This window comes from Brevundimonas poindexterae, assembly GCF_020524625.1.
GTDB lineage: Bacteria > Pseudomonadota > Alphaproteobacteria > Caulobacterales > Caulobacteraceae > Brevundimonas > Brevundimonas poindexterae_A.
On the sequence record NZ_JAIVLL010000002.1, the window covers coordinates 231,027 to 256,946 of the forward strand.

General features: G+C 67.4%; 30 protein-coding genes and 1 tRNA gene. 21 read left to right on the forward strand and 10 right to left on the reverse strand.

Annotated features, from left to right (window positions below):
• Positions 1 to 19 precede the first annotated feature (19 nt).
• On the forward strand, positions 20 to 250 hold the full coding sequence (locus LC068_RS07345) for a hypothetical protein (protein ID WP_226635887.1): 231 nt from the start codon (positions 20 to 22) through the stop codon (positions 248 to 250).
• Here the strand turns inward: LC068_RS07345 and LC068_RS07350 are convergent.
• The gene (locus LC068_RS07350) at positions 229 to 1,314 is read right to left on the reverse strand and encodes an MrcB family domain-containing protein (RefSeq protein ID WP_226635889.1); all 1,086 of its coding nucleotides are present in this window, start codon (positions 1,312 to 1,314) and stop codon (positions 229 to 231) included. The genes LC068_RS07345 and LC068_RS07350 overlap by 22 nt on opposite strands.
• A gap of 641 nt (positions 1,315 to 1,955) precedes the next feature.
• Here LC068_RS07350 and LC068_RS07355 point away from each other — a divergent pair.
• The 11 genes from LC068_RS07355 (at position 1,956) to LC068_RS07405 (ending at position 9,831) form a co-directional block, all read left to right on the forward strand.
• A complete protein-coding gene (locus LC068_RS07355; protein ID WP_226635891.1) occupies positions 1,956 to 2,402 on the forward strand; it encodes a hypothetical protein in 447 nt (148 codons plus the stop codon).
• A gap of 81 nt (positions 2,403 to 2,483) precedes the next feature.
• Positions 2,484 to 3,209: an enhanced serine sensitivity protein SseB C-terminal domain-containing protein gene (locus LC068_RS07360; protein ID WP_226635893.1), complete on the forward strand. Its 726-nt coding sequence runs from the start codon at positions 2,484 to 2,486 to the stop codon at positions 3,207 to 3,209.
• A gap of 107 nt (positions 3,210 to 3,316) precedes the next feature.
• Positions 3,317 to 3,403: transfer RNA gene (locus LC068_RS07365), tRNA-Leu, on the forward strand.
• A gap of 79 nt (positions 3,404 to 3,482) precedes the next feature.
• Positions 3,483 to 4,097 (forward strand): ribonuclease D, encoded by a 615-nt coding sequence (locus LC068_RS07370; RefSeq protein WP_226635895.1) that lies wholly within the window; start codon positions 3,483 to 3,485, stop codon positions 4,095 to 4,097.
• Entirely contained in the window at positions 4,097 to 4,747 is a 651-nt protein-coding gene (lptC, locus tag LC068_RS07375; protein ID WP_226635897.1) for an LPS export ABC transporter periplasmic protein LptC, read from the forward strand. Before LC068_RS07370 ends, lptC begins: the two co-directional genes overlap by 1 nt.
• Positions 4,748 to 4,755: 8 nt before the next feature.
• Complete coding sequence (locus LC068_RS07380; protein WP_226635900.1) at positions 4,756 to 5,259, forward strand: LptA/OstA family protein; 504 nt, start codon at positions 4,756 to 4,758, stop codon at positions 5,257 to 5,259.
• A gap of 6 nt (positions 5,260 to 5,265) precedes the next feature.
• On the forward strand, positions 5,266 to 6,072 hold the full coding sequence (lptB, locus tag LC068_RS07385) for an LPS export ABC transporter ATP-binding protein (protein WP_226635902.1): 807 nt from the start codon (positions 5,266 to 5,268) through the stop codon (positions 6,070 to 6,072).
• Between the two features lies 1 nt (position 6,073).
• The gene (locus tag LC068_RS07390) at positions 6,074 to 6,913 is read left to right on the forward strand and encodes a hypothetical protein (RefSeq protein ID WP_226635904.1); all 840 of its coding nucleotides are present in this window, start codon (positions 6,074 to 6,076) and stop codon (positions 6,911 to 6,913) included.
• A gap of 122 nt (positions 6,914 to 7,035) precedes the next feature.
• Positions 7,036 to 8,553 carry an RNA polymerase factor sigma-54 gene (gene rpoN / locus LC068_RS07395; RefSeq protein ID WP_226635906.1) on the forward strand — a complete coding sequence of 506 codons (1,518 nt, stop codon included), beginning with the start codon at positions 7,036 to 7,038 and terminating at the stop codon, positions 8,551 to 8,553.
• Between the two features lie 74 nt (positions 8,554 to 8,627).
• Entirely contained in the window at positions 8,628 to 9,287 is a 660-nt protein-coding gene (hpf, locus tag LC068_RS07400) for a ribosome hibernation-promoting factor, HPF/YfiA family (protein WP_209118134.1), read from the forward strand.
• 76 nt (positions 9,288 to 9,363) lie between these two features.
• Positions 9,364 to 9,831, forward strand: coding sequence for a PTS sugar transporter subunit IIA (locus tag LC068_RS07405; RefSeq protein WP_226635908.1), 468 nt, complete (start codon positions 9,364 to 9,366; stop codon positions 9,829 to 9,831).
• 16 nt (positions 9,832 to 9,847) lie between these two features.
• Here LC068_RS07405 and LC068_RS07410 read toward each other — a convergent pair whose 3' ends face one another.
• The 5 genes from LC068_RS07410 to LC068_RS07430 all read right to left on the reverse strand — a co-directional run bounded on the left by LC068_RS07410 (position 9,848) and on the right by LC068_RS07430 (position 12,547).
• Positions 9,848 to 10,093, reverse strand: coding sequence for a DUF1150 family protein (locus LC068_RS07410; RefSeq protein WP_209118592.1), 246 nt, complete (start codon positions 10,091 to 10,093; stop codon positions 9,848 to 9,850).
• Positions 10,094 to 10,199: 106 nt separating this feature from the next.
• Positions 10,200 to 10,622: an Hsp20 family protein gene (locus LC068_RS07415; protein ID WP_226635911.1), complete on the reverse strand. Its 423-nt coding sequence runs from the start codon at positions 10,620 to 10,622 to the stop codon at positions 10,200 to 10,202.
• Between the two features lie 118 nt (positions 10,623 to 10,740).
• On the reverse strand, positions 10,741 to 11,370 hold the full coding sequence (locus LC068_RS07420) for a DUF4870 family protein (RefSeq protein ID WP_226635913.1): 630 nt from the start codon (positions 11,368 to 11,370) through the stop codon (positions 10,741 to 10,743).
• Between the two features lie 58 nt (positions 11,371 to 11,428).
• A complete protein-coding gene (locus LC068_RS07425) occupies positions 11,429 to 11,797 on the reverse strand; it encodes a dihydroneopterin aldolase (RefSeq protein WP_226635916.1) in 369 nt (122 codons plus the stop codon).
• 3 nt (positions 11,798 to 11,800) lie between these two features.
• Complete coding sequence (locus LC068_RS07430; protein ID WP_226637053.1) at positions 11,801 to 12,547, reverse strand: SDR family oxidoreductase; 747 nt, start codon at positions 12,545 to 12,547, stop codon at positions 11,801 to 11,803.
• A 189-nt stretch (positions 12,548 to 12,736) separates the two neighbouring features.
• On the opposite strand from LC068_RS07430, the gene LC068_RS07435 reads away from it, so the two are divergent.
• The 5 genes from LC068_RS07435 to pgsA are packed head-to-tail and all read left to right on the forward strand — an operon-like array spanning position 12,737 to position 17,000.
• On the forward strand, positions 12,737 to 13,225 hold the full coding sequence (locus tag LC068_RS07435; RefSeq protein WP_226635918.1) for an NUDIX domain-containing protein: 489 nt from the start codon (positions 12,737 to 12,739) through the stop codon (positions 13,223 to 13,225).
• 43 nt (positions 13,226 to 13,268) lie between these two features.
• Positions 13,269 to 13,715, forward strand: coding sequence for a DMT family transporter (locus LC068_RS07440; RefSeq protein WP_209118117.1), 447 nt, complete (start codon positions 13,269 to 13,271; stop codon positions 13,713 to 13,715).
• 33 nt (positions 13,716 to 13,748) lie between these two features.
• Positions 13,749 to 15,629 (forward strand): excinuclease ABC subunit UvrC, encoded by a 1,881-nt coding sequence (uvrC, locus tag LC068_RS07445; RefSeq protein WP_226635929.1) that lies wholly within the window; start codon positions 13,749 to 13,751, stop codon positions 15,627 to 15,629.
• Positions 15,630 to 15,678: 49 nt separating this feature from the next.
• Complete coding sequence (locus LC068_RS07450; protein WP_226635932.1) at positions 15,679 to 16,305, forward strand: carbonic anhydrase; 627 nt, start codon at positions 15,679 to 15,681, stop codon at positions 16,303 to 16,305.
• Between the two features lie 56 nt (positions 16,306 to 16,361).
• Positions 16,362 to 17,000 (forward strand): CDP-diacylglycerol--glycerol-3-phosphate 3-phosphatidyltransferase, encoded by a 639-nt coding sequence (pgsA, locus tag LC068_RS07455; RefSeq protein WP_226635934.1) that lies wholly within the window; start codon positions 16,362 to 16,364, stop codon positions 16,998 to 17,000.
• Positions 17,001 to 17,071: 71 nt separating this feature from the next.
• On the opposite strand, the gene LC068_RS07460 is transcribed toward pgsA, so the two are convergent.
• Together LC068_RS07460 and LC068_RS07465 are read right to left on the reverse strand one after the other, a co-directional pair.
• Entirely contained in the window at positions 17,072 to 19,147 is a 2,076-nt protein-coding gene (locus tag LC068_RS07460; protein ID WP_226635937.1) for a S46 family peptidase, read from the reverse strand.
• A gap of 20 nt (positions 19,148 to 19,167) precedes the next feature.
• Positions 19,168 to 21,255, reverse strand: a complete 2,088-nt coding sequence (locus tag LC068_RS07465; RefSeq protein WP_226635939.1) for a S46 family peptidase — start codon at positions 21,253 to 21,255, stop codon at positions 19,168 to 19,170.
• 196 nt (positions 21,256 to 21,451) lie between these two features.
• Here LC068_RS07465 and LC068_RS07470 point away from each other — a divergent pair, with 196 nt between their 5' ends.
• From LC068_RS07470 to LC068_RS07480, 3 genes are read left to right on the forward strand one after another with little or no spacing between them, the layout of a single operon-like run.
• Positions 21,452 to 22,624, forward strand: a complete 1,173-nt coding sequence (locus LC068_RS07470; protein ID WP_209118102.1) for an ABC transporter permease — start codon at positions 21,452 to 21,454, stop codon at positions 22,622 to 22,624.
• Positions 22,621 to 23,373 (forward strand): ABC transporter ATP-binding protein, encoded by a 753-nt coding sequence (locus LC068_RS07475; protein WP_226635942.1) that lies wholly within the window; start codon positions 22,621 to 22,623, stop codon positions 23,371 to 23,373. Before LC068_RS07470 ends, LC068_RS07475 begins: the two co-directional genes overlap by 4 nt.
• A 27-nt stretch (positions 23,374 to 23,400) precedes the next feature.
• Positions 23,401 to 24,417, forward strand: coding sequence for an HlyD family secretion protein (locus LC068_RS07480; protein WP_226635944.1), 1,017 nt, complete (start codon positions 23,401 to 23,403; stop codon positions 24,415 to 24,417).
• Between the two features lie 4 nt (positions 24,418 to 24,421).
• Here the strand turns inward: LC068_RS07480 and LC068_RS07485 are convergent, their stop codons facing one another.
• Positions 24,422 to 25,222: a crotonase/enoyl-CoA hydratase family protein gene (locus LC068_RS07485; protein ID WP_226635947.1), complete on the reverse strand. Its 801-nt coding sequence runs from the start codon at positions 25,220 to 25,222 to the stop codon at positions 24,422 to 24,424.
• A gap of 100 nt (positions 25,223 to 25,322) precedes the next feature.
• Positions 25,323 to 25,478, reverse strand: a complete 156-nt coding sequence (locus LC068_RS07490; protein WP_209118094.1) for a hypothetical protein — start codon at positions 25,476 to 25,478, stop codon at positions 25,323 to 25,325.
• A 152-nt stretch (positions 25,479 to 25,630) separates the two neighbouring features.
• Between LC068_RS07490 and LC068_RS07495 the strand changes: the two genes are divergently transcribed.
• Positions 25,631 to 25,864, forward strand: coding sequence for a DUF1289 domain-containing protein (locus tag LC068_RS07495; RefSeq protein WP_226635949.1), 234 nt, complete (start codon positions 25,631 to 25,633; stop codon positions 25,862 to 25,864).
• Positions 25,865 to 25,920: the final 56 nt, after the last annotated feature.

The following is a 25,920-nucleotide window of genomic DNA, read 5'->3' on the forward strand; positions in this document are numbered from 1 at the left end:
GCGCCAGCAGACTCTCCGAATGGGCCCGCATGAAGAAGTTGCTCCCGAACTGGAAGCGTGGGTGGCAGACGTCGATCGCATCATGAAGCGCGACTGGTGCATCGGTACGGCTGATGCTGGCTCGAGCGAGGAAGAGTTGGCGCGGCACTGGCGTGACCTCGAACCGCCGGAGGCCTTCGTGGCGTGGTTCGCGGAGAAGTATGACTTGATCCGCTTCGACTGGCCTCACTATTCCAATCGATACTCGTAGGCCGTGGGATGCAATCGGTCGTCATCGACCTTCCATGGGCAGATCGCCCGAAGTTTCCCACCCGTAGCTGAACGGCCATCAGCGCTCAGTTCGATGCTATGCACAATCAGCAGCGCATTCTTTGGGTGGCATGCCTTGTGAAGGGCCACCTCATTGCGGGTGACGAGAACACTTCCCGCTGAGCCCGTCGTGCCCTTCACTTCGATCACCCATTGCTCGCCATCGCGCGAGGCACGGAAATCACAACTATCGGTGGAAGACACATCCTGATAGGCGAACATCTGCTCGGCAAGCCACGTTTCGGCGATCTTCATTGCCTGATGTTCAACTGCGATCCTGCCTGCGTGATCTAAGCCCCATCCTTGACCGCGACCAGCAAACTTAAAGGGGGCAGCGAGACCCTCAGAGACCTGCAAAACCTCGGTTACGGCGGGGCTGGACGCACCGGGCGTAAGGCCTGCATCCTGCGCCGCATAGAGCCGCGCCAACATCGCTGCAAACGCAACGATGTCGTCCAGTAGTACGTCGTCCTTGGGAATAGCAAAGCGAGGGTAGAACCTTGATAACAAGGTGGTCCGCTCATAGGCGGCAGCGAGCCTTTGGCTGCCCAGCTCCACGCCTCGTCGAACTTCCATGTCAGACGCGAAGTCGGCACCTACGACTGCAGAGGCCCACTCCATCAGGTGTTCGGCTTCTGCCCTACTCCGCGATTTGAAGTTGCCATCCTTCGGGATTGTCGAACCGTGGCTCAAACACAGAGACACACCGTCCCCATCTGGGTGGAACAGAAAGACGAGATACCAGCCGACGGTGGCGCTGGGGGACATATGCTTAGAGAAGATGCGTGTCCACGGCACGATGGCCTTTCGGCCAGCGCCGTCACTGCCTTGAACCGCGAGATCGGTCCCGTATTGGCCTAGGGCATTCCCGATGTTTGATGCGACGCGCGTGATTTCGCTGCAGAGTCGGTCTCGCACGAGCTTGCCCCTGAGACGCATCTCCAGCGTATCCGCCGAACTGTAGTGCCTCTGGAGATCCAGAATTTCCTGCAGCGTTTCCTGCAACCTCGCCCCTCCCGTCTCCGGCACACGAGATCGGTACAAATCGCATCGAACCACGAGGCAATTGCCTATCCACGATAGGCATTGACGTCAGGTGTACCAACGAAAGTTAGCGCCCAGCGAAGCGAGTTGCGAGACTTGGATGGCGCTGGTTCCACCTCGGACCGTGGTCCGGTGCACGATTCATCGCTCTGCAAGCGCCGAGGATAATATTTAATTGAGCACGTCGATTCGGCTCTGCAGGGCTCTTTCACGCCCAATTTTGGCGCCAAGTCCGACGACCGTCTGAGCGCCGTTAGACTAGGGACATGAAACGTTGTCCTGAGGCGCCCTCGACCCACTACCGCTTGTCCGAAGAGACTTGGGCAATGGTCATTGAGGACTATAAAAATGGTGCGACAGCCAAGGATGTCGCCGCCAAGTGGAAGACCTCTCCTGGAAGCGTCTACCGCCACGCCGCGCTCGCTTGCGGCGGAAAGAGGGCTGTAGGAGACGCTCGCTCTCGCGCCCACGCACGAATGGTTGAGGAAGAAGTTAGCGCTTCGAATGGCCTGCACCCGGTTGGATCACGGGCACTAAAGAACTTGTTCTCGCCGACTAAGGTCGATGACCCCGAAGGTGGCAGCCCAGCCGCGCTGGCGCGAATGGCGACGGTGGCCTCGGGGCGGGCGATGCGCGGGCGGCTGTGGGCCGAGGCGCGGGCGCTGGCGGCGCTGGCCGAGACCTATCAGCGGCTGGCGGCGCGCGAGGGCGAGGGCGGTATCGGCGGACCCGGCCGGGCTGGAGCCGGTCTGACGCCCGGGACGGCACCCCTGTCGCTGATTGCCGGGATTCTGGAGATGGATGGAGCGGCCCTGAATGATCGGTTTGCCGTGGACCCGGATGCGGGCGAGGCCCAGCCGGACTATGCGCTGAAGCGGGCCTTTTGGCAGAGGCGGGCGGGCCAGAACCGGTGGCTGGAAGCGGTGCATTTCCGGCGGCAGGCGCTGGAGCGGCGGGTGGAGGCGCTGGAGGCGGCGCTGGTGGCCGCGGACCTGCCCCTGCCGGAGGAACATGCGGCGCGGCGGGCGGCGCGGCTGGCGCCGGACTAGGGGGCTGGCCCCCTGCCCTCTCGCCATTCGCGGGCGGGCGCGCTAGGTCACGGGCCGTGTTGTACCTGCCGGGACCGATCCATGACTGACTCTGCCACGCCTGTGCCCCAACCGGCCTTTTCCCCGCTGAACGACCTCGAGACGCTGCTGATGGCGGCCGGATCGGGCGGGGCCGAGGCGCGGGCGGCGTTCGAGGCGGCGGTGCCGGGGGCAACCCTGTGGGCCGTGCTGGCCGAGGGAGAGGCGGGCGGCGGCGAGACCCTGCGCCTGCGGACCGTGACGCCGCGGGGCGGCCGGCCGGCGACGGCGATCTTTACGGCCCGGGAGCGGGCGCTGGCGACCTTTGGCGAGGGGGCGACGGTCGAGGGCTTTGACGGGCGGGCGCTGATCGAGACCATCCGGGTCAATCCGGCGGTGCTGAACCCGGGGCATCCGTACGGTGTGGCCTGGCCGCCCGCGGCGCTGTCGGCCCTGATCGGGGCGGAGCTACCCGACGAGGACGCGCGCTGGCCGACCCATCTGGCCCTGCCGAAGGACACGCCCGAGGGGCTGGTCGAGGGACTGACCCGGGCGTTCGCCGCCGAGCCCGAGATCAAGGCGGCGTGGCTGGCGCTGGCGCGCTGGAAGGACAGCGACCAGACGGGCTTTTATCTGGATGTGCGGATGCCGGCCGGCTCGGCCCAGCTGCCGGGGGTGATGGAGCGGGCGCTGGCGGAGGTGACGCTGGATGCCCGTCTGGACGTGGGCGTGCGCACCCCCGAGGCGCCGGCCGGGATCGGCCTGGAGATCGTGGCCCCGCGGGATTGAGCGCCGGCCTCGCGGATTTTCGTCAGATGCCCGTTGACCGGACAAAAAGCCTGCCTTAAGGGTCCGCGCCTTCCCGGACGATATGTCAGTGACGTGTCGGCCCGAGAGCCCAGGTGGCGGAATTGGTAGACGCGCTGGCTTCAGGTGCCAGTGATCGAAAGGTCGTGGAGGTTCGAGTCCTCTCCTGGGCACCAGTTCTTCGAAACGGCGCTGCATCCTGACGATGCGGCGCCGTTCGTTTATGGTCCATTCGCAAGTAACCGAGCGGGACGCATGACAGTACATCTGCACAGGGGCGATCTGCCCGATGGTCTGGACCTCGGCGCCGTGGTGGCGGTCGATTCCGAGACGATGGGCCTGCGCTATCGCCGCGATCCGCTGTGCGTGGTGCAGCTGTCGGCCGGCGACGGCGACGCCCATCTGGTCCAGCTGGACCGGGAAACCTATGACTGTCCGAACCTGAAGCGGCTGCTGGCCGATCCGCAGGTGCTCAAGATCTTCCACTTCGGCCGGTTCGACATCGCCATGTTCCAGCTGTGGCTGGGGGTCGAGACGCGGCCGGTCTATTGCACCAAGATCGCCTCCAAGCTGGCGCGCACCTATACCGACCGGCACGGTCTGAAGGATGTGGTGCGCGAACTGGCAGGCGTGGACCTGTCGAAGGCGCAGCAGAGCTCGGACTGGGGCGCGGAGACGCTCAGCCAGGCGCAACAGGACTATGCAGCCTCGGACGTCCTGTACCTGCATCAGGTGCGCGAGCGGCTGGACGCCATGCTGGCGCGCGAGGGCCGGACGGCGCTGGCCGCGCAACTGTTTGACTTCCTGCCCGTGCGGGCCCGGCTGGATCTGGACGGCTGGGAAGACACCGACATCTTCGCCCACAGCTGATGACCGACGCGCCCCCGCCCGTGGATCCGACGTCGCCGACGGCCGAGAAGGCCCGGCACTGGCGCGCGCATTCGCGGCGGGTAATGCTGTTCCGGCGGGTACTGCCGATCGTGATCCTGTTGCTGGCCGGGGGCACGGTCGCCTGGATCGTGCTGCGGTCGGCCATTTCGGATGCCGAACGCCGGGCCGAGCAGCGCAGCGACGTGGCGCTGGATAATGCCCTTTACTACGGACAGGACGATCAGGGCCGCTCGTTCGTGATTGGCGCCAAGGGCGTGGTGCGGGTGCCCGAGACCGGCCATCTGCGTCTGGTCGGGCCGGTGCTGCGCCTCAATCTGGGCGGGGCCAAGGTCACGGAAATGACGGCAGACGGCGGCACCTATGACGAGGCCTCGCGCCGGGTGATCATCGGCCCCAATGTGCGGATCTCCGACGGCGGATCGGGCTTTGTCCTGACGACGCCCGAGGCCGTGGTCGATACGCGCACCGGCGTCGTGACCGGCGACAAGGGGGTGCAGGGCACCGGGCCGCTTGGCACCCTGACCGCTTCGTCCTATGTCATCCGCGACCAGGGCGAGAGCGTCGAGTTTCACGGCACTGGCGAAAACAAGGTGCGGGGCACCATCAATCCCGCAGCGTCCCGGAGATAAGGTCGACCATGGCCCGTTCCAGCAAGCTTCCCCTGACCGCAGCGGTCGCCCTCGCGCTCAGCCTTGCCCTGCCCGGCACCGGCGTGACCCAGGACCCGACCTCGGCGCCGGTCATGTATGGCGGCAACACCTTCAGCTACACGCCGAACGGCTTCTCGCTGGTGGGGGACGCCGAGATCATGCAGGGCGACAACCGTCTGCGCGCCGGCCGGATCGAAGCCTTTACCAACGCCAGCTCCAACCTGACCCGCGTCGAGGCGACCGGCGAGGTGTTCTTCGTCACGCCGACCCAGACCCTGCGCGGCGACCGGGCGGTCTATAATCTGGCCGAAGGCGAGATCGTCCTGACGGGCGATGTCATCGTCACCCAGGGCCGCAACGTCATGACCGGCAGCCGGCTGGTCTATAACGTCCGCACCGAGAGCGCCCGGATGGAGGGCGCCCCCACCCCGGCCGGCAATCGCGTGCAGGGGGTCTTCTATCCCAACGGCACCCCGGCCCAGGGCAACTGATCCCCGGTGGCGCGCAAGGAGCTGTCCGCGCTCAATCTGGATGAACGGCCCAAAGCGGCCGCCAAGCCGGCTGCGCCCGAGGCGGCCGCGCCGGACCGGGGGCTGAAGGCCCGCAATCTGGCCCGGTCGTTCGGCAAGCGTCAGGTGGTGCGCGACGTGTCCCTGACCGTGCAGCGCGGCGAGGTCGCGGGCCTGCTGGGGCCGAACGGCGCCGGCAAGACCACCTGTTTCTACATGATCACCGGCCTGATCCCGGCCGATTCCGGCACCATCACCATCGACGGCGAGGACATCACCGGCCAGCCCATGTACCAGCGCGCGCGCATGGGTCTGGGCTATCTGGCGCAGGAGGCCTCGATCTTTCGCGGCATGACGGTCGAGGAGAACGTCCGCGCCGTGGTCGAACTGCACAAGACCGGCAAGACCGCTATCCGCGAGGAAACCGACCGCCTGCTGGAAGAGCTGAGCGTCAGCCATCTGAAGGATGCGCCCGCAGCGGCCCTGTCGGGCGGAGAGCGGCGCCGGGTCGAGATCGCCCGGGCGCTGGCGGGCGACCCCGCCTTCATGCTGCTGGACGAGCCCTTCGCCGGCATCGACCCGCTGGCCATCGCCGACATCCGCCAGGTGATCCGCTATCTGGCCGAGCGCGGCATCGGCGTGCTGATCACCGACCACAATGTCCGCGAGACGCTGGATATCATCGACCGCGCCGCGATCATCTCGGCGGGCGAGGTGCTGTTCGAGGGCACCGCCGCCGAAATCGTCGCCAACCCCGACGTCCGCCGGGTGTATCTGGGCGATATGTATGGCTAGGGTGTGGGTCTGGCTGATCCTGTCTTTCGGCGCATCGATGGTGTCCGGATGCGGTGTGGCCCCCGGCCCTGCTCAGCAGACTCTCCCGGCGAGCGCTGCGGCGGCGGCCGGCAGTGGCCTCAATTGGGAAAGTTGCGGCGGCCCCCCTTATCCCTATTTGTCCGGAGATCCCCCCTCGGCGGAACTCGCGGCATGCGTAGCGGCGTCAGGACCACAGGCGAAGGAAACGCTCGTCGTTGAGATCGGCGGTGATACCCCATCCCCGCTTCAGGCTCCGGAGGAGATCGGGGACAATTCCCCACTCATTACTTCCGCACCGGTGAGCCTGGAATGGCGCACCGAAAAGCGCTCATTCCTGTTCGACAATGTCGGGGGCATGGGCCAGACGATTTTGATCATCCACTTCGACAGTGAAACACGATCGGTGGAGTCGGCCAGTTTCGCTTGGCAGAACCGTCCCCTGACTCTCCGGGAGGCCCTTGAGAAGGCTCGCCGCCTGGAAAACTGGCTGATGATGTCGGGGTTTGAATTAGACAGGTCGTCGAGCCACAGGCGTTTCGCCCTTGTAGACGACTATCAGTCGACACCGTCGGGGGCGTCGGATTGGTCTGCAGCGGAGGCGCGGCTGAGCGAGGATGAACAGGTCTCGGAAATGATCCTGTACCGCATGGAGTCGGCTGGCGCCGATATTCAGGTCTCGATCCAGAATTCCCGCCGCAAAGCTCGGGATTTCGGTAGCCGTACAGCCTCAACCCTGCCGGAGGGGTACCCGCGTTCCATTTATGATGGAAACGGCGGCTATGAATGGCAGATCCATATCTGGATTTCAGGCCCGCGATAGCCGCGATGCCCTCGGTTAGGAGACGGCAGGCCGCTTCAACCCCCGTTAACCGCTTCGCGTCAGTCTGTGCCAGCAAGTTTCGGGCCAGTGTCCCGTGACGGTGTTCGGCGGAGACGGGTTCGGTGCTGGGACAGAGACTGGAGGTCAGGCAGGGTCAGGGGCTGGTCATCACGCCCCAGCTGCAGCAGGCCATCAAGCTGTTGCAACTGTCGAACCAGGAGCTGGAGGCCTTTGTCGAGGCCGAGCTGGAACGCAATCCCCTGCTGAAGCGCGACGAAGAGGGCGACGGCCCCGGCGACTCTGCGGGCGACGGCCCGGCGGAGGCGGCGTCCGACCCCCATGCCGAACTGAGCTTTGACGACGCGCGCCCTGACGCGGCCGAGGAGGCCATGGATACACGCGCCGACGATGTCTATGACGCCAGCCCCGGCGAACGGGCGACCGACGGCGGCGATGCCGCAGGCGAGGCCCAGCCGGGCCTTTCGGACTGGTCCCGGACCGGCAAGGGTGGATCGGCCCCCGAGGGTGAGGGGCTGGAGGCGATGGACAGCCGCGAGGCGACCCTGTGGGAGCACCTTCAGGCCCAGCTGTCGGCGACGGCGCTGAACGCGGCCGATCGCGCCATCGGCCTGGCCCTGATCGATATGGTCGATGACCATGGCTATCTGCGCGGCGAGCTGGCCGAGGTGGCCGAGCGACTGGGCTGCGACGTGCCGCGGGTCGAGGCTGTGCTGGCCATTTGTCACGGCTTCGAGCCGACCGGCATCATGGCGCGCTCGGTGCCCGAATGCCTGAAGCTGCAGCTGATCGAGCGCAACCGCTTCGATCCGGCCATGGCGGCCCTGCTGGACAATCTGGAACTGCTGGCGCGGCACAATCTGTCGGCCCTGCGCAGCGCCTGTGGCGTGGATGCCGAGGACCTGTCGGAGATGATCGCCGAGCTGAAGGCCCTGACGCCCCGCCCGGGCGCCGGCTTTGGCGGCGAACCGGCCCAGACCGTCATTCCCGACGTTATGGTGCGCCCCGATCCGGCCGGCGGATGGCGGGTCGAGCTGAACTCCGACACCCTGCCCCGGCTGCTGGTCGACAAGCGCTATCACGGGGTGGTGTCGGCGGGCGCCCGCTCGGACACCGAAAAGACCTTCGTCGCGGACTGTGCGGCCCAGGCCAACTGGCTGGTCAAATCGCTGGACCAGCGGGCCCGGACGATCCTCAAGGTCTCGTCGGAGATCGTGCGCCAGCAGGACGCCTTCTTTGCCTTCGGCGTCGAATTCCTGCGGCCGCTGAACCTCAAGACCGTGGCCGATGCGATCGGCATGCATGAGTCGACCGTCAGCCGCGTGACCTCGAACAAATACATGGCCACCCCGCGCGGTGTGTTCGAGCTGAAATTCTTCTTCACCTCGGCGATCCAGTCGGTCGACGGCCAGTCCAGCCACTCGGCCGAAGCCGTCCGTCACCGGATCAAGACGATGATCGATCACGAGGTGCGGGACGGCGACATTTTGTCCGACGACCGGATCGTCGAATTGCTTAACCAGGCGGGCATCGACATCGCCCGGCGCACGGTGGCGAAATACCGGGAAGCCCTGCGAATTCCGTCATCTGTCGAGCGGAAGCGGCGGCTGAAGGCGGGTTAACCCTGCCCGTCTCGAAGACCACAAAAATGTGAAGTCCGTTGACACCGAACGGCTTCGGTCGCGTTCTGTGTCTTATGCAAGTCCAAGTCAGCGGTAAGCACGTGGATGTCGGCGAAGCGTTAGGCTCGCGCATCTCTCAGGAACTCAATGAGGGGGTCGGCAAATACTTTGAACGCGGCGGGCAGGATGCCGAGGTTACGGTGTCCAAGGACGGCCCCGGCTTCAAGGTCGACTGCTGGGTCCGGCTGGCCTCGGGGCAGAGCCTCGTCACCACCGGCCACGGCATGGATGCCCACGGCGCCTTCTCGGATTCGCTCGACAAGCTGGAAAAGCGGGTCCGTCGCTACAAGCGTCGCCTGAAGGATCACCACTCCGGGCCCAAGGGCCTGTCCCCCGAGAAGCAGGAAATGGCCGCCGCCGAAGTGGCGCGTATGACCGTCTTCCGGAACCTCGACGATGCCGATGACGACATCTTTGCCGATGTCGGCAAGCCGGAGGGCGACGCGCCTGCCGGTCTGGTGATCGCCGAGACCGAGTCGGAACTTCGCACCCTGACCGTCGGTCAGGCCGTGCTGGAGCTGGATATGACCGGCTATCCCGTGGTGGTGTTCAAGAACGCCGCCCACGGCGGTGTGGCGGTGGTCTATCGCCGCCCCGATGGCAACATCGGCTGGGTCGATCCGGCCCGGACTTCACGGAATGGACACGGTTCGGTAAACGGATCGACGGTATAAGGCCCTTAAGAGGCCGCAAGTCGGGTGCAGAGGGCAGAGACCCTCTCACCCTCAGTTGCGTAGTTCGGGGACAAGAATGGAAATCGGAGATCTGGTCCGCCGGGACGGCATAGTCCTGCGCGGAAGCGTCTCGTCCAAACGCCAGGCCCTGCACGCGGTGGCAGAGGCGGCGGCCCATGTGCTGGGCCACGACGATTCATCGGTCCTGATGGACGCGCTGATGGAGCGCGAGGCGCTGGGCTCGACCGGGCTGGGCTCGGGCGTGGCCGTGCCGCATGCGCGCCTGCACGATATCGACCAGCTGTTTGCCGTTCTGGTGCGTCTGGAGACCCCGGTCGCCTTCGACGCGGTCGATGACCGGCCCGTGGACCTGCTGCTGGGCCTGTTCGCGCCGTCGAGCGATGGAGCCGGGCACCTGCGCGCGCTGGCGGCGGCCTCGCGCGCCCTGCGCTCGCCCGAACTGCGCCAGCGCCTGCGTCAGGCCGACAGCGTCGACACCATCCAGGCGCTTCTGGTGCGACAGATCGAGTCGACCGCCGCCTGAGGCCTCCAGGCCCCTTCTAGTGAACCGAGACGGGCTCGAGCTCGTGGGCGACGGCGGCCGCAAAGGCGCTCTCGCGGTCGGCCAGCACGGCCAAACGTTCGCCGTCCGCGCTGTGCACCGCATAGAGGGTGCTGCGCGGATCGATCTGGATGGTCTGGTCGGCGTCGGACGCGGCCACCTCTGCCATCACCTCGGCCGCCGCGACCTCGCGCACATAGACGAGATCCGGCGCGCCCAGATCGGCAAAGGCCTGTTCCGTCATGTCGGTCGAAATGATCACGGGTCGTTTGGCTCCTGAACAGCAGGGATTACCGGGTCAACGTCTGACCCGGGCGGGTGGCTCCGGACGATCCGGAGATTGAAGACTATCAGCGGGTCGTGATGGGAATGCGGCGGGTCTCGGCGACCTGTTCCGGGCGGCGCAGATCGACGTGGAGCAAGCCGTGCTCCAGTGAGGCCTCATCGACCTCAAGCCCGTCGGCGAGCACGAAGGTCCTGAGGAAGCCCCGGGCGGCGATGCCCCGGTGAAGGAAGGCGTTGTCGGCGCTCTGGCCCGCGCCTTCGCGCTTGCCCGAGATGGTCAGCTGACGGCCTTCCAGGGTGATGGTCAGATCGTCGGGCGAAAAACCGGCCACGGCCAGGGTGATGCGCACGGAGGACTCGCCGCGCTGCTCCACATTATAAGGCGGATAGGCCTCGGAGGCCGCGCGCGCGGCCCGGTCGATCAGGCTGCGCGTATGGTCGAAGCCCAGCAAGAAGGGGCTGTCGAACAGAACGGTACGCGTGGTCATGTGGCCCTCCTGGAAGCGACCGGAACAGGGGCCCCCGACATCGGCAGGCCCGCAGGCTCCTATCTGGGAGGGCGGCGCATCGCTTTCAAGACCGCAGGCCGGCGGACACGTGCGGCGATCAGATCACCCAGGTGCGCGGATTGTCGATCGGCTGGCGGGACTTGAGCTTCCAGCTGCCCCAGGCCCCGCGCACCAGCACCCAGGCGACCAGCAGGAACAGCACGAACACGCCGGCATTGACCACGATCAGGATCACGCCCAGCACCGCCACCACCGCCGCCGTCCACAGGGTGCGCACCTGGAAGATGTGGTGGCTGGCCGCCAGCGCCTGGGTCGGCACATCGCGCACCATCACTGCCAGAAGACCGATCACGGCCGAGACGCCGAAGGTCGGGATGGCGAACAGGATCAGGGCATAGACGGTGTAGAGGCCCATCATCCCCTCGGGCTCCACCTCGGCCTCGACCGGCTCGCGGCGCGGCGGCGGGGCGCTGTGGGTCGGGGCCGCCAGCGGCGCGACCAGCGGGGCGTTCATCGGATCGTCGACGGGGTCCGGCTCGGGCTCGGCCTCGGCCTCGGGCTCGGACGCCATGGCAGGCTCAGGCTCGACCTCGGGCTCGGCCTGCGGGGTGCGCGGATGGGCCGCCAGCGATTCGGGCGAGCAGAATCCGACCTCGGCATCCGGGTCGGCCTCGGGCCGGGGGGCGGGCTTGTCCTTGAACAGGTCGGGATCGCCGGTTTCGGCCATCGGGCTCCTCATGGTTCGCGGCGACAATGCCGGGGCGCGGCCCCCGGCGCAACCACTGTCAGCCGCGCGACAGCCGTATCTCGCAGCCCGCCTCGGCCGCATCGGCCAGACAGCCCGGCTTGCCCACGCGCACGCTGAGCGCCCGGACCAGCGGATCGTCCATCAGGCGCATACCCAGACGCTGGGCGAAGGTCTCGACCAGGCCGACATGGCCCTCGGCCGCCAGTTCGCGCGCCAGCCGGGCCACGACCTCATAATTGAGCGTATCGGCCAGTGCCTCGACCGGGCCGGGCGCCAGCTCCAGCGCCACATCCAGCACCAGGGTCTGCAGGCGACCCTGTTCATGGGCGTGCACACCGATGCCCGCCTCGACCCTCAGATCGCGCACGAAGACGGTCAGACCGTCGTGGCGCAGGCCCTCAGCCATGGATCAGTCCTCTTCGATATCGGGGGTGCGCCAGGCCAGATGCTGGCCCGAGTCGACGGCAATCATCTGGCCGGTCACGCCGGGCGCCCGCGCCAGCCACAGCACAGCGTCGGCGATCTCCTCGGGGCGGTTGGCGCGTTGCAGCGGCGTGCCCTCGACCTCGGCCCGGAAGTCGGCCTCGCTCTGGTGCACCGAGGCAAGCGTCGGGCCGGGGCCCACGCCATTGACCCGCACCGTCGGGGCCAGCGCCTGGGCCAGCGTGCGCGTCGCCCACCACAGGCCGGCCCGCGACAGGGCATAGGAAAAGAACCGCGGGTCGGGCTTCTTCACCCGCTGGTCCAGCAGGTTGACGATCCAGCCACCGCCATCCGGTGCCTGACCCGCCAGCGCCTCGGCCAGCACGACGGGGGCGCGCAGATTGGTTTCGAGATGCAGGTCCCACAGGTCGCGCGACAACTCGCCCACGCGATCGTCCTGAAAGGCCGAGGCATTGTTGACCAGACCGGTCAGGGGGCCCAGCGCGGCGCTCGCCTCGGGTACCAGCCGGCGGACCTGATCTTCCTTCGACAGGTCGGCGACGACGACGGTGGCGCGGCGGCCTTTGGCACGCACTTCGTCCGCCAGCGCCTCGGCCGCGTCCTTCGATGTCCGGCAATGGATGGCGACGTCGTGGCCGGCGGCGGCCAGCGCCAGTACGATGGCGCGACCGATCCGCTTGGCCCCGCCGGTGACCAGGACCGCCCCGTGCATGTCAGACAGACCCGTGCGGGTCTCAGTCAACCCGGCCGAACTCGAAGACGTTGAGCGCGCCCAGAACGATGATGAAGCCGAAGATGATCGCCAGAGCGGTCATGGGAAATCTCCTGTCGGAAAGCTGGCTCCGGCCTTAAAGCGCGCCCGGCCTCTGTTCAAGGGGCGCGGGGCGGGCCATCAAGCCGCATGACCTCCTCCCCGCCCCGCAACTGGCGCGAACGCATCGAACCCTTCACCCGCCCGGCCTTCCAGACGCTGGCCCGGATGACGCGCGGCATGACGCTGGGGGTGCGCGGTCTGGCGGTCGATGGCGAGGGGCGCATCCTGCTGCTGCGGCACACCTATCTGCCCGACTGGTGGCTGCCCGGCGGCGGGGTCGACCGTGGCGAGAGCCTGCATGAGGCCCTCGCCCGCGAGATGCGCGAGGAGACCGGACTGGTCCTGACCGGTCCGGCCACCCTGGTGTCGATCCACTCGAACGAGGCCCATTTCCGGGGCGATCACGTCGCCGTCTATCTGATCCGCGACTTCACCACCGGCCCCGCCAGCCAGCATGGCGAGATCGCCGAGACCGGCTGGTTCGCCCCCGACGCCCTGCCCGCCAACCTCAGCCGCGGCACGCGCGCGCGCCTGACGGAGTATCTGGACGGGGTGCCGGCCGATCTGCGGTGGTGAGGACAGCGTTCCCATTCGCCCCCGCCGGTGCTAGCCAGCGCGGATGAATCCTGCACTGCTTGCCATGCTGGCCGTCGTTCTGGCGGGAGGGGCCACCGCCCTTCAGGCGCCGACCAATGCGCGGCTGGCCGAGGCCGTGGCCTCGCCGGTCAATGCGGCCTTCATCTCGTTTGCCGTCGGCACCATGGCGCTGGGCCTGGTGGCCATGGTCCTGCAGACCCGCCCGGACATGGTGGCGACCCGGGCCCTGCCCTGGTGGGTGTGGATCGGCGGGCTTTACGGCTCGGTGTTCGTGGTCGCGGCCGCCTGGGCCGTGCCCCGGCTGGGCGTGGCGGTGACCATCACCCTGATGGTCGCGGGCCAGCTGATCATCAGCCTGGTGCTGGACCATTTCGGCGCGCTCGGCGTGCCGAAGCAGCCGATGAACCTGATGCGGGTGGCCGGTATCCTGATGGTGATCGGCGGCGTGGTTCTGGTCCGCAGGGGCTAAGCAAGAACGGGGGCTAGCCCTATATTGGGGCGGATGACCGCCCTGCCCCCTGATTCCTCGACGGAAAAGCCGCCACTGATCGGCGCGGACCTGATCCGCGACGAGGCCCGGCGCGCGCCCGACAAGCCGGGCGTCTATCGCATGTATGGCGAGGACGGATCGTGCCTGTACGTCGGCAAGGCCAAGTCGCTGAAGAAGCGGGTCCTGCAATATGCGCAAGGGCGGGTGCACAGCCAGCGCACGGCCCTGATGGTCAACCAGACCCGGTCGATGGAGCTGGTACTGACGGCGTCGGAGACCGAGGCCCTGCTGCTGGAGGCGACCTACATCAAGTCGCTGAAGCCGCGCTACAATGTGCTGCTGCGCGACGACAAGAGCTTCTCCCAGCTGATGATCCGGCGGGATCACCCGGCGCCCCAGATCCGCAAGCACCGGGGCGGGCGCACCATCAAGGGCGACTATTACGGCCCCTTCGCCTCGACCTGGGCGGTCAACCGGACCCTGACGACCCTGCAGAAGGCTTTCCTGCTGCGGTCGTGTTCGGACAGCGTCTATGAGGGGCGCACCCGGCCCTGCATGCTGCACCAGATCAAGCGCTGCTCGGCGCCGTGCACCGGCCTGATCTCGCTGGAGGACTACAACCGGCTGGTGGGCGAGGCGGCGGCCTTTCTGAACGGCAAGTCGGACGCTGTGGTCGGGCGGCTGTCGCGCGACATGCAGGCGGCGTCCGAGGCCATGGACTATGAGCGCGCGGCGCGGCTGCGCGACCGCATACGGGCGCTCTCGGCCATCTCGATGGAATATTCGCGGCTGGCCGGCGGCGTGTCCGAGGCCGATGTGTTTGCCCTGCACACCGATGCCGGCCAGGCCTGTGTGCAGGTGTTCTTCTATCGCGCGGGCCAGAACTGGGGCGGGCGGGCCTATTTCCCGCGCATCGACGCCAGCGACAGCGATACCGAGATCCTGTCGGCCTTCCTTGCCCAATTCTATGAGGACAAGCCGGTCCCGCGCCTGATCCTGACCAATCAGCGCCCGCTGGAGCTGGAGCTGCTGCAGGAGGCCTTCAGCCTCAAGGTCGGGCACAAGGTCGAGATCGCCATCCCGAAGCGCGGCGACAAGCTGACCCTGGTCGAGCACGCGACCACCAATGCGCGCGAGGCGCTGGGTCGGCGGCTGGCCGAGACCTCGGCCCAGGGCAAGATTCTGGACGAGGTCACCGAGGCCTTTGGCCTGGAGGCTCGGCCCGAGCGCATCGAGGTCTATGACAATGCCCACATCTCGGGCTCGAACGCGGTCGGCGGCATGATCGTCGCCGGCCCCGAGGGCTACCGGAAGAACCAGTACCGCAAGTTCAACATCCGCAGCGAGGAGCTCAGTCCGGGCGATGACTACGGCATGATGCGCGAGGTGCTGGGCCGGCGCTTTGCCCGTCTGGTCAAGGACGAGGAGGCCGGTCAGGCGCCCGAGCGGCCCGACCTGATCCTGATCGACGGCGGGGCGGGCCAGCTGGCCGAGGCCGTGCGCGTGATGGAAGAACTGGAAATCGACGATGTGGCCGTCGTCGGCGTGGCCAAGGGTCCCGACCGCGATGCCGGGCGCGAGCGCTTCTTCATGCCCGGCAAGCCGCCCTTCATGCTGCCGCAGAAGTCACCCGCCCTCTACTATCTGCAAAGGCTGCGCGACGAGGCCCACCGCTTTGCCAACGGGGCCCATGCGACGCGACGCTCGATGGACATCAAGAAGAACCCGCTGGACCAGATCGAGGGCATCGGGCCGGGTCGGAAAAAGGCCCTGCTGCACGCCTTCGGCTCGGCCAAGGGCGTCTCGCGCGCCGCCGTGGTCGATCTGGTCAAGGTCGACGGCATCAGCCAGGCCACCGCCGAACGCATCCACGCCTTCTTCCAGAAAAGCTGAGCTGCGGCTTTCTGTTGGCGGCTCCAGCGGCTGACGCTAGAAGCGTCCCATGACCGATCTTTCGACCGATCCGCTGATCCAGGGCTATCGCCGCTTTCGCGCCCACCAGTGGCCCGAGGCCCGGCAGGCCTATGAACGGCTGGCCTCCGTGGGCCAGACCCCGCACACCCTGTTCCTGGCCTGTTCGGACAGCCGGGCCGACCCGGCCCTGATCTTCGACGCGGCCCCGGGCGATCTGTTCGTAGTCCGCAACGTCGCCAATCTGGTGCCGCCCTACCAGCCCGACGGCGGCCTGCACGGCGTGTCCTCGGCGCTGGAGTTCGGGGTCAAGGCGCTCAATGTGTCGCGCATCGTGGTCATGGGTCACGCCCTGTGCGGCGGGGTCCAGGCCATGCGCTCGGAAAGCGGCGCCGCCGGTCTGGACTTCGTCGAGGCCTGGGTCGACCAGGGCCGGCCCACCGTGAAGCGCGCCCTTGAGGGCTGTGGCCATGACCACAATGAGGTGCAGGTCAGCGAGGAGGCGATCGTCAAGCTGTCGCTGGACAATCTGCGCACCTTCCCGTGGATCGCCGAGCGCGAGGCGGCGGGTGAGCTGACGCTGACGGGGCTGCACTTCGGGATCGCCGACGGCGCCCTGCGCGTTCTGGGTCCGGACGGGGAATTCCACCCCGTCTAGACCGCTCGCCAGCGCCCGCGAAGCATGGCACACCCGGTCAAGGACCGGAGACGACCATGCCTGAGACCGCCCCTCATCACGCCAATCCCATCCCCAACATCCTGACGGGCATCCGCCTGGCGGCCGGGGTGGTGATGTTCCTGATCCTGGCCGGGGCGACCGGCGGCATCCCGGTGCTGTCGTCCTACCTCAGCCCCGAGGACCAGTTCGGCCTGTATCGCGCGGCCTTCTTCATCTTCGTGGTGGCGGCCTCGACCGACTGGGTCGACGGCTATCTGGCGCGGCGCTGGCACGCGACCACCCGCTGGGGCGCCATTCTCGATCCGATCGCGGACAAGGTGCTGGTGACCGGCGCCATTCTCGGTGTGCTCACCTCGGGCTCGGTGCCGCAGATCGCCATTCCCTGCGGCCTGATCCTGTTCCGCGAGTTCGCCGTGTCGGCCCTGCGCGAGACCGTGGCCGGCAAGGTCAAGCTGCCGGTTACCCTGCTGGCCAAGTGGAAGACCACCCTGCAACTGGTGGCGCTGGGCGCCCAGCTGTTCGCGCGCAACTGGGACGGCTTCGGCCTGGAGTTCGAATATTATCCGTACTTCCAGATGTTCGCCGACATCCTGATCTGGGCCGCCGCCGTGATCACCCTGTGGACCGGCTGGCAGTATTTCTCCAAGGCCCGGCAGAAGATGGCGCACCTGTGAAGTTCAGGCAGTAGGACACCCCTACTGCCTACTGCCTACTGCCTACTGCCTACTGCCTATTCCCTACCGCCTTATTCGACGCCCAGCTCTGCCAGCAGGCCGTCCATGCCATAGACGTCCCGCAGTGCCACGGTGATGGCACCGGTGGTGACGATCACGCTGCGGTTGACCTTGGGGTCATAGCCATAGGCGTTGCGCTGGGTCAGGACGGTCGAGTCAAAATTCGCCCCGATGATCTCACCCCGCGCATTGATGGCGGGCGACCCCGACGAGCCGCCGATGGTGTCGGTCGAGACCGACATGTTCAGCACAGCATTCGGGTCGATCCGCTCGCGCGCGGCCAGCAGCTTGGGCGCCACATCGAACGGCGGGGCGCCGGTCGCCCGGTCCCACAGTCCGCCGAAGGTGGTGAAGGGCTCGACCGTCGTACCCTGATACGTCCAGCCCTCGATCCGGCCCCAGGTCAGGCGCAGGGTGCCGGTCGCGTCCGGATAGACGCTGTCGCCATAGGCAGCAAAGCGGGCGGCGGCCAGATCCTCGGACGCCTGGGCGGTCGGGGCCTCGACGGTGTCCTCCCATTCGGCGCGGACGGCGCGGGTGACGCCCTGGATCGACAGCACATAGCGGATCAGCGGATCGTCCGAGGCCATGATGGCCGGCAGACCGCCCTCCCACAGGGCCTTGCGCACCGCCGGATCAGCCAGGGTGGTGCCAGAGATCAGACGCTCGGAGAGCCCCTCGGGCGACTCGCGGCCCAGCAGCTCGCGCACGCGCGGATCATCGACCGTCAGCCACTCGCGCGTCTTGGACAGCCACCATTCCATCCGCACCTGTTCAAGGTCGGCATAGACAGGCCGGTCGGCCAGCAGGCGGGATTCCAGACCGGCCAGACGCCCGTCGCCATATTCGGGCAGGCGTTCGGCCGACGGTTTCTCGCGTTCCTGCGCCGCGCGCACCAGCGCCTCGGCCCAGGCATAGAGGGTCGAACCACCGCCCGAGCGGGCGACCACGAGGGTGTAGGCCGGATAGAGGCGCCGCACGTCCTCCTGTACCGCCGACAGGGTCGCCCAGGGGTCTGCACCCCCGGCCGCCGTATGGGCCGCCAGCCAGTCGGTCGAGCGTGCGCGGAAGTCGGCTTCCTGCTCGGCCTTGGAGGCCATGAAGTCGGCGTCGATCAGCGCCTTCATCCGGCCGATGCCGCGCTTGTAGCTGTTCTCGAGGCCCACCAGCGGGTCCATGACGATGAAGGCGTTCTCGTCGCTCTCGGCCCCGAAGCGGATCATCCGCCCGCGCAGCTCGGACATGATCAGCTGGTCCAGAGGCAGCATGACGTCGCGCACGGTCAGCAGTTGGTCCATGGTCAGCAGGCGCTGGGTCGAGCCCGGGCTGCCCGAGACGAACACCGGCTCGCCGGCCGTCGGGCGGTTCGGGTTCCAGGTGAAGTGGGTGGGCGTCTCAACCGGCTTGCCGTCCTCGTACAGGCGGATGAAGGCCGCATCGATGGCAAAACGCGGGAAGTTGAAGTTGTCGAGGTCGCCGCCGAAGGTCGCGGCGCGATCCTCGGGCGCGAAGGCCAGCCGCACATCGGTGTAGCGGCGATAGCTGTACAGCTTGAACTGGCCGCCCCGGTACAGCGACACCACCTGGCAGCGGCGCTCGGGCTGGTCGGCGCAATATTCGGCCTCGATGGCAGCGGCCTCGGCGTCGCGGGCCCGGTTGAAGGCCTGACCGGTCAGGCCGCGCCCGGCCGCATGCATGCGCTCGGTGACATCCGTGATGTCCATCAGGATTTCGGCCGAGGCGCCAGGGCAGCGCAGCTCGTCCTCGCGCGTGGCGGGGGTGAAGCCGGTCTCGGCATAGTTGATGGCCGGCGTCGACAGCTGGGCGACGCAGCTGGCCACGCAGTGGTTATTGGTCAGGACCAGCCCCTCGCCCGACACCACGCCGGCCGAGCATCCGCCGAACTTGACCGAACTGCGCTGCACGCGGTCCAGCCAGGCCTGGTCGATGGCCGTGCCGAGGGCGGCATTCACCCGGGCGATGGGGAAGTTGTCGAAGGTCCACATCCCCTCGCCCGCCTGGGCGGACGAGGGAAGGGCGGCGAGAGCCAGGACAGCCGCGGACGCGGCGAGCGCAAGGTGACGCATGAGAGGTCCTCCGGTCCGGATCAGCTGACGCCCAGCTCGCGCAGCAGCGCAGGCTGGTTGTAGACGACCCGCAGGGCCTCGGTGATGGCGGCGGTCGAGACCGTCACCGTCCGGTTCAGGTTTCCGTCATAGCCGAACGACCCGCCCAGCGAGTGGATGTTGCCGTCGAAGGCGGCGCCGATCACCTCGCCCCGGGCGTTGATCACGGGCGAGCCCGAGTTGCCGCCGATGATGTCGTTGGTCGAGACGAAGTCATAGACGGTGTTCGGGTCGATCCGGTCGCGGGCCGCGAGGAAGCGCGGGGCCGCATTGAACGGCTCGGAGCCGGTCGCCCGGTCGAACAGTCCGCCCATATAGGTGAACGGCGGGATGTCCACGCCGCGATAGCTCCAGCCCTTCACCTGGCCGTAGCTGAGGCGGAGCGAGAAGGTCGCGTCGGGATACTGGTTTGTGCCATAGACGGCGAAGCGGGCCTGGGCGATGCGCTCGGCCGCCTGGGCGGTCGGCACGGTCACCTGCTCCTCCCAGGCCGCGGCCGCTGCCTGGGCCATGTCGTTGTTGGCGATGATCAGGGCCAGCAGCGGATCGGCAGCGGCCATTTCCTCGGGCGTCATCATCACGGCCTGACGACGGAACTCCGGATCGGTCAGGCGGGTGTTGGCAATCAGCCGCTCGGCCAGCGCCTCGGGGCTTTCCTTGCCCAGCAGCGCCTTCACGGCCGGGCTGTCGACCGTCAGATACTCGCGCGTCTTGGACAGCCAGAAGGTCAGCTGGATCTGCTCGATGCCTTCATAGATCGGCATTTCGGCCCCGACCCGGTCGGCAAAGCCGGCCAGCTGGGCCTCGGTGATGGTGCTGCCGGGGGCGGTGCGTGAGATACCGGCCCGGGCGATGGCGCGACCGATCGCATAAAGGGTCGAGCCCCCGCCGGCGCGGGCTTCCAGCTGATAGTAGGGCAGGAACAGGTCGCGGGCCGCGACATTCACGGCCTCCAGCTCGGCCCAGGGGTCACCGATGCGCTGGGCCAGCGCCGGGTCGGCGGCCACGGCGGCGCGCAGCTCGGCTTCTTCCTCGCGCTTGGTGGCCATGAAGGCCGGGTCCAGCAGGGCCTGCTGCTGGCCGAACCAGACCTTGAAGCTGTTTTCCAGGCCGAAGATGGTGTCGACCGAGACGCGCTTGGCCTCCTCGTCGGTCATCGAATAGTTCAGCAGACGGCCGCGCAGTTCCGACCCCTGGATCAGTTGCAGCGGCAGCTGCTGATCGCGCAGGCGCTCCAGCTGGGCGACGGTGAGCAGGCGCTGGGTCGAGCCGGGGTTGCCCGAGACGAAGGTCACCTCGCCTTCCTTGGGCGCGTTCGGATTCCAGGTCAGGTGGTTGGGCGTGACGGCCGGCTTGCCGTCCTCGTAGGCGCGCAGGAATCCGGCATCCAGCGCATAGCGGGGGAAGTTGAAGTTGTCCGGGTCGCCGCCGAAGAAGGCCGCCTGGAACTCGGGCGCGAATACCAGACGCACATCGTCATAGCGGCGGAATTTGTAGAGGGCGTACTGGCCCCCGCGATAGAAGCTGATGACCTGGCAGTTCAGCTTCTCGTCCCCGGCGCAGGCCTCGCGCTGGATGGCCTGGATCTCGGCGGTGCGCGCCTGGCTGAAGGCCTGACCGGTCAGGCCGACACCCGCGCCCAGCACGCGGTCGGTCACATCGATGATCTCGATCAGCACATCGGCGGTCTGGCCGGGGCAGGTCTTTTCTTCCTCGCGGTTGGCCGTGGTCCAGCCCTTCTGGACATAGTCGTTCTCGGCGGTCGACAGCTCCTGCACGCACGAGACCACGCAGTGGTGGTTGGTCAGGATCAGCCCCTCGTCCGACACGAACGAGGCCGAGCAGCCCTGCAGGCGCACAGACGCCAGACGCACCCGGTCCAGCCAAGCCTGGTCGATATTGGTGCCGTATTGGGCGTTGACCTTGTCGATCGGGAAGTTGTCGAACGTCCACATCCCCTCTTCGGCCTGCACGGGCGTACCGGGCGCAAACGTCAGGGCGGCGCCCAGTCCAAGGGCGGCAAGCGAGGCGGTCACCGTGGCGGCGAGGCGAAGCGAACGGAGTTTCATGGGATATCTTCCTGGATCGAGTGCGGCCCGGCAGGCCGTTCTGGCGGCAGAGTTAAACCCCCGGAGGGCCTGTCGTCCATGCCATTCGCAGGTCCGTGATCGCCGCACCGCGTTATCGACCCTTACCCCGATTTAACTTGGCCCCGCGACGGATGGCCTTCAGAACCGGCTCAACGTCAGGGGTTTGGCACCACATATGTCGCTTGCACTTTCCACACTGCTTTTTGAATGGCGCCGCTATATGGCCGCCGTGATGGCGCTCGCGCTGTCGGGCCTGCTGGTGCTGGCCATGACCGGGGTGTTCATCGGTATCGGCAAGGGCTTCACGGCCCAGATCGAGCGCTCGAACGCTGACATCATGGTCCTGCGCCCGGGCGCCACCAGCCTGATCAGCGGACCGTCGGGCGTGCCGCGCCGCTTCATCCCGCTGGTCTACAACCACGCCGAAGTGGTCGAGGTTCAGCCGCTGGACGGCGCCGGCGGCAGCTTCCAGTCGGTCAAGGACGTGGACCCCACGGCCAGCCAGGCCGACCGGGCCCGTCAGGGCGCGCCGCGCCAGCAGTTCGTCTCGGCCCGCATCATCGATACCGCACCCGGCTCGGTGACCATTCCGACCGACTATTCGCAGGCGCTCGTGGATGCCCTGCGCCAGCCCTATACCGTCGCGGTCGACGAGACGGCGCTCAAGACTCTCGGGGTCAAGCTGGGCGACAAGGCCCTCTATAACGGCCAGACCGTGACCGTGATCGCCGTGACGCGCGGCTACCCCAATATGATGCAGCCGACCATCATCATGAGCCGCGACACCCTGCGCATGCTGGGTCAGGCCGACACCGGCCCGCGCGTCGGCCCGCTGATGGTCAAGATCAAGGACCCCTCGCGCGCCGCCATCGTCGCCGCCCAGTTGAACGCCGCCGGCAACGGCCAGTGGCAGGCCTGGACGCGTCAGGAACTGGCCGATGCCAATGCCGGCGCCATGTTCGAGGAAGGTATTCTGGTCATCATCATCGGCGGCTGTGTGGTGCTGGGCACCATCATCGGCGTGGCCATCACCTGGCAGACCCTGCGCGGCGCCATCATGGCCAACATCAAGGAGTTCGCCTCGCTGCGCGCCCTCGGCGTCGGCATGGGATCGCTGCGCCGTATCGTCATGGAGTTGAGCTTCTGGGTCGGCCTGGTCGGTGTGGGGGCGGCCATCTTCCTCACCTGGCTGGTCCAGATGCTGGCCATGGCCAATGCCGTCATCATCGCCCTGCCCCCCAGCCTGCTGATCGTGGTGGGTGGCGGACTGGTCGTCATCGCCATGCTGTCGGGCCTGCTCTCGATGGGCGTCCTCAAGAACAGCCAACCCGCGGACCTGCTGCGATGAACGCCACCAAGACACACGGCAAGCACGGCGACTTCGCGATCGAGGCCAAGGGCCTGGTCAAGCGGTTCAAGTCCGGCAAGTCCTTCATCGAAGTGCTCAAGAACGTCGATTTCGACGCCCGCCACGGCGACCTGACCATGGTCATGGGGCCGTCGGGTTCGGGCAAGTCGACCCTGATCGCCGCCCTGTCGGGCCTGCTGCGCCCCGAAGAGGGCCGGGTGGACGCGCTGGACGTCGACAATCTGTGGAAAATGTCCTCGGGCAAGATCGACAAGTTCCGGCTGGATCACTGCGGCTTCATCTTCCAGGGCTTCAACCTGTTCCCGGCCCTGTCGGCCCTGCAGCAGGTCGAGATCGTGCTGAAGTTCCAGGGCCTGTCCAAGTCGCAGGCGCGGAAACAGGCGCGGATCAGCCTGGAGGAAGTGGGCCTGGGTCACCGTCTGAACCAGCGTCCCGCCATCCTGTCGGGCGGTGAGAAGCAGCGCGTCGCCATCGCCCGCGCTCTCGCCAAGAATCCCAAGATCCTGTTCGCCGACGAACCGACCTCGGCCCTCGACGGCGAGAACGGACAGCTGGTCATCCAGCTGCTGCGTCGCGCCGCCACCCAGCACGGGGCCGCCGTGATCTGCGTGACCCACGACCCGCGCCTCGAGGCCTGGGCCGACCGGGTCATCAAGATCGAGGACGGCATCATCATCTCCGATGAGCGCCGGATTCCGGACCCCAACGCCGCCCTGGCCCACCACTAACCTTCTCTCAGAGACCGAAAGACCGTCATGCCCGCCTTCCTCAAGAATAAATGGCTCTGGATCGGCCTTGTCGTCATCGTCGTGGTCATCGTCGGCTTCATGATGATGCAGGGCGCCAACAAGGCCAAAAAGGCCGAGCTCGAACAGGCCGCCGCCAGTGCGCCTGAAAGCCCCTATGCCGCCGTCGCCAACGGCAAGGCCGACGTCGAGGGCGGCATCATCCAGGTCGCGGCCCGTCGCGGCGGCGTGGTCAAGGCCGTCTATGTCGAGGAGGGCGATCGCGTCACCGCCGGCCAGATCCTGGCCCGTCAGGAAGACGACGAACCGCGCTTGGCCGTTCAACGCGCCCAGGCCGAGGTCGCCCAGGCCCGCAGCCAGCTGGCGACCCTCCAGGTCGATGTGAATGCCGCCCGCCGCGAATATGCGCGCATGCAGCAGCTGGCCGACAGCAACTATATCGCCGCGCAGCGTCTGGATCAGGCGCGCGATGAGGTCGCCGCCGCCGAGGCCCGACTGGCCAGCCAGCAGGCCACGGTGCGCACCGTGCAGGCCCGTCTGGCCGAGGCCGAGTACAATCTCGAACTGACCGTCATCCGCGCCCCGATGAGCGGCCGGATCGTGCGTCGCTATGCCAACCCGGGCGCCGGTGCCTCGACCCTGAACGTCTCGACCATGTTCGACCTCGAGCCCGACGCCCCGCGCATCATCCGCGCCGAGATCGTCGAGGCCGACATCCCCAATATCTCGATCGGTCAGGCCGTCGAGATCAGCCCCGAGGGCGACCCGTCCAAGGTCTATGTCGGTCGGGTGCTGCGGCGCGCCGCCGTCTTCGGTGCCCGCAAGCTGGCCTCGGACGACCCCTCGCAGCGGTCGGACGAGCGGGTGGTCGAGGTGGTCGTCGCCTATGACGAGGCCCCGCTGCTGATCGGTCAGCGCGTGCTGGTCAAATTCATGAAGCCGGGTGAGACCGCCGGCGCCCCGCGTGACACCCAGGTCGGCGTCGGCCCCAACCGCGCCATGCAGCAGCCGACCAAGGCGGGCTGATCCCCTATGCCCCGGTGAAGGTGCCGGGGCGCTTTTCCAGTGCGGCGGCCACGCCCTCGGCGTGGTCGTCCGTCATATGGGCCAGGGCCTGCATGGCGGCCGTCATCTCGAGGATCTGGTCGAAGGTCAGGTCCCGTCCCTGACGGAGCAGGCTCTTGGTCATGCGCAGGGCCTGCGGCGGTTGGGCGGCGATCTCTCCAGCCAGCGCCATCGCCGCCTCCATCAGGGTGTCGGCGGGCACCACGCGGTTCACCAGCCCCCATTCCAGCGCCGTCGCCGCATCGATCGAGCGCGCCGTGAACAGCAACTCGGCGGCCCGCGCATAGCCGACGTTGCGCGGCAGCAGCCAGGCCCCGCCGTCGCCCGGCAGGATCCCCAGCTTCAGGAAGGGCGCGCCAAAGCTGGCCGCCTCGGACGCGATGCGGATGTCGCCCAGACCGGCGATGTCGCCGCCCAGCCCCATGGCGGGGCCGTTGACGGCGGTCACCAGCGGGACCTCCAGATTGTAGAGGCTGCGCACGATGCGGTGGACCACCCGGCGATAGCGTTCGCGGATAGCGGTGCCCGGCCCCTCGAACAGGTCGCGCCGGTCGCGCATGGCCTTGAGGTCCCCGCCGGCCGAAAAGGCGCGTCCGGCCCCCGTCAGCACCACGACCCGCACGGCCGGGTCGGCATTGACCGCCTCGCACGCCTCGGCAAAGGCCTCGCCGTCGCCCAGATCCGGCAGGGCGTTCAGCCGCTCGGGCCGGTTCAGCGTCCAGACCTCGATCGCGCCCTCGCGTCGCCGCTCGATCAGTCCCGTCATGATCCGTTCCCTGCGCCGGAATTGAAAAACCCCGGCCCTTTTCGGGTCCGGGGTCTTCAGATGCAAGCCGGCGGAGGCCGCCGGGCGCGGGCCTGATGGATCAGGCGCGCTTCTTGATCGGATAGGGCACGAAGTTCGACGGGTGGCTGACCACACGGTCGCCCGCGCCGTTCGTGTTGCGCGTGTTCACCAGAAGCCCGCCCCACAGGGCAAAGGACATCATGGCGTGCTGGAGGTTTTTCTCTTTCCTGTTCATGGTGGCGTCTCCTTTCGCTGAACGATGAAAAGAGACACGTCGTGCTCGCAGGGGTTTTCACCCTCTCAGTCGTTTCGCGTCGTAAACATGAAACGACAGTTTTATGACGAACGCAAGTTTTTTCGTCTGCTAGCGGAGTATATTTTCGGCATATGTCACATTCAGCTCCGCCGCCTGATGGCCCGCCCCGGCCGATCCGCACGCCCTGCATCCAGGTCTGTACGGTCGATGGCGCCTCGGGCCTGTGCCTCGGCTGCCTGCGGACCTTGCAGGAGATCGCCACATGGAGCCGGATGGACGAGGCTGCGCGCGAGGCGATCCTGAAGGACCTGCCCGGTCGCGTGTCGCAGCTGGACCCCGCCTTTCGCGACATCGTCCCGCGCTAACCTTTCGTCAGCCATGACGATTCACCGCATCCCAAGTTCCATGCCCTAGACCGGTC

Excerpts from the sequence above, each read along its gene's own strand:
- LC068_RS07475 (WP_226635942.1), top strand. The coding sequence starts at position 22,621 with ATGAACGCCACCAAGACACACGGCAAGCACGGCGACTTCGCGATCGAG.
- LC068_RS07460 (WP_226635937.1), bottom strand. The coding sequence starts at position 19,147 with ATGCGTCACCTTGCGCTCGCCGCGTCCGCGGCTGTCCTGGCTCTCGCC.
- LC068_RS07355 (WP_226635891.1), top strand. The coding sequence starts at position 1,956 with ATGGCGACGGTGGCCTCGGGGCGGGCGATGCGCGGGCGGCTGTGGGCC.
- LC068_RS07425 (WP_226635916.1), bottom strand. The coding sequence starts at position 11,797 with ATGGCTGAGGGCCTGCGCCACGACGGTCTGACCGTCTTCGTGCGCGAT.
- LC068_RS07405 (WP_226635908.1), top strand. The coding sequence starts at position 9,364 with ATGGAAATCGGAGATCTGGTCCGCCGGGACGGCATAGTCCTGCGCGGA.
- LC068_RS07485 (WP_226635947.1), bottom strand. The coding sequence starts at position 25,222 with ATGACGGGACTGATCGAGCGGCGACGCGAGGGCGCGATCGAGGTCTGG.
- LC068_RS07440 (WP_209118117.1), top strand. The coding sequence starts at position 13,269 with ATGAATCCTGCACTGCTTGCCATGCTGGCCGTCGTTCTGGCGGGAGGG.
- LC068_RS07360 (WP_226635893.1), top strand. The coding sequence starts at position 2,484 with ATGACTGACTCTGCCACGCCTGTGCCCCAACCGGCCTTTTCCCCGCTG.
- LC068_RS07420 (WP_226635913.1), bottom strand. The coding sequence starts at position 11,370 with ATGGCCGAAACCGGCGATCCCGACCTGTTCAAGGACAAGCCCGCCCCC.
- lptC (WP_226635897.1), top strand. The coding sequence starts at position 4,097 with ATGACCGACGCGCCCCCGCCCGTGGATCCGACGTCGCCGACGGCCGAG.
- LC068_RS07470 (WP_209118102.1), top strand. The coding sequence starts at position 21,452 with ATGTCGCTTGCACTTTCCACACTGCTTTTTGAATGGCGCCGCTATATG.
- uvrC (WP_226635929.1), top strand. The coding sequence starts at position 13,749 with ATGACCGCCCTGCCCCCTGATTCCTCGACGGAAAAGCCGCCACTGATC.
- LC068_RS07495 (WP_226635949.1), top strand. The coding sequence starts at position 25,631 with ATGTCACATTCAGCTCCGCCGCCTGATGGCCCGCCCCGGCCGATCCGC.
- LC068_RS07370 (WP_226635895.1), top strand. The coding sequence starts at position 3,483 with ATGACAGTACATCTGCACAGGGGCGATCTGCCCGATGGTCTGGACCTC.
- LC068_RS07410 (WP_209118592.1), bottom strand. The coding sequence starts at position 10,093 with ATGACGGAACAGGCCTTTGCCGATCTGGGCGCGCCGGATCTCGTCTAT.
- LC068_RS07435 (WP_226635918.1), top strand. The coding sequence starts at position 12,737 with ATGACCTCCTCCCCGCCCCGCAACTGGCGCGAACGCATCGAACCCTTC.
- LC068_RS07465 (WP_226635939.1), bottom strand. The coding sequence starts at position 21,255 with ATGAAACTCCGTTCGCTTCGCCTCGCCGCCACGGTGACCGCCTCGCTT.
- LC068_RS07380 (WP_226635900.1), top strand. The coding sequence starts at position 4,756 with ATGGCCCGTTCCAGCAAGCTTCCCCTGACCGCAGCGGTCGCCCTCGCG.
- LC068_RS07480 (WP_226635944.1), top strand. The coding sequence starts at position 23,401 with ATGCCCGCCTTCCTCAAGAATAAATGGCTCTGGATCGGCCTTGTCGTC.
- LC068_RS07430 (WP_226637053.1), bottom strand. The coding sequence starts at position 12,547 with ATGCACGGGGCGGTCCTGGTCACCGGCGGGGCCAAGCGGATCGGTCGC.
- LC068_RS07490 (WP_209118094.1), bottom strand. The coding sequence starts at position 25,478 with ATGAACAGGAAAGAGAAAAACCTCCAGCACGCCATGATGTCCTTTGCC.
- LC068_RS07415 (WP_226635911.1), bottom strand. The coding sequence starts at position 10,622 with ATGACCACGCGTACCGTTCTGTTCGACAGCCCCTTCTTGCTGGGCTTC.
- LC068_RS07450 (WP_226635932.1), top strand. The coding sequence starts at position 15,679 with ATGACCGATCTTTCGACCGATCCGCTGATCCAGGGCTATCGCCGCTTT.
- pgsA (WP_226635934.1), top strand. The coding sequence starts at position 16,362 with ATGCCTGAGACCGCCCCTCATCACGCCAATCCCATCCCCAACATCCTG.
- LC068_RS07345 (WP_226635887.1), top strand. The coding sequence starts at position 20 with ATGGGCCCGCATGAAGAAGTTGCTCCCGAACTGGAAGCGTGGGTGGCA.
- hpf (WP_209118134.1), top strand. The coding sequence starts at position 8,628 with ATGCAAGTCCAAGTCAGCGGTAAGCACGTGGATGTCGGCGAAGCGTTA.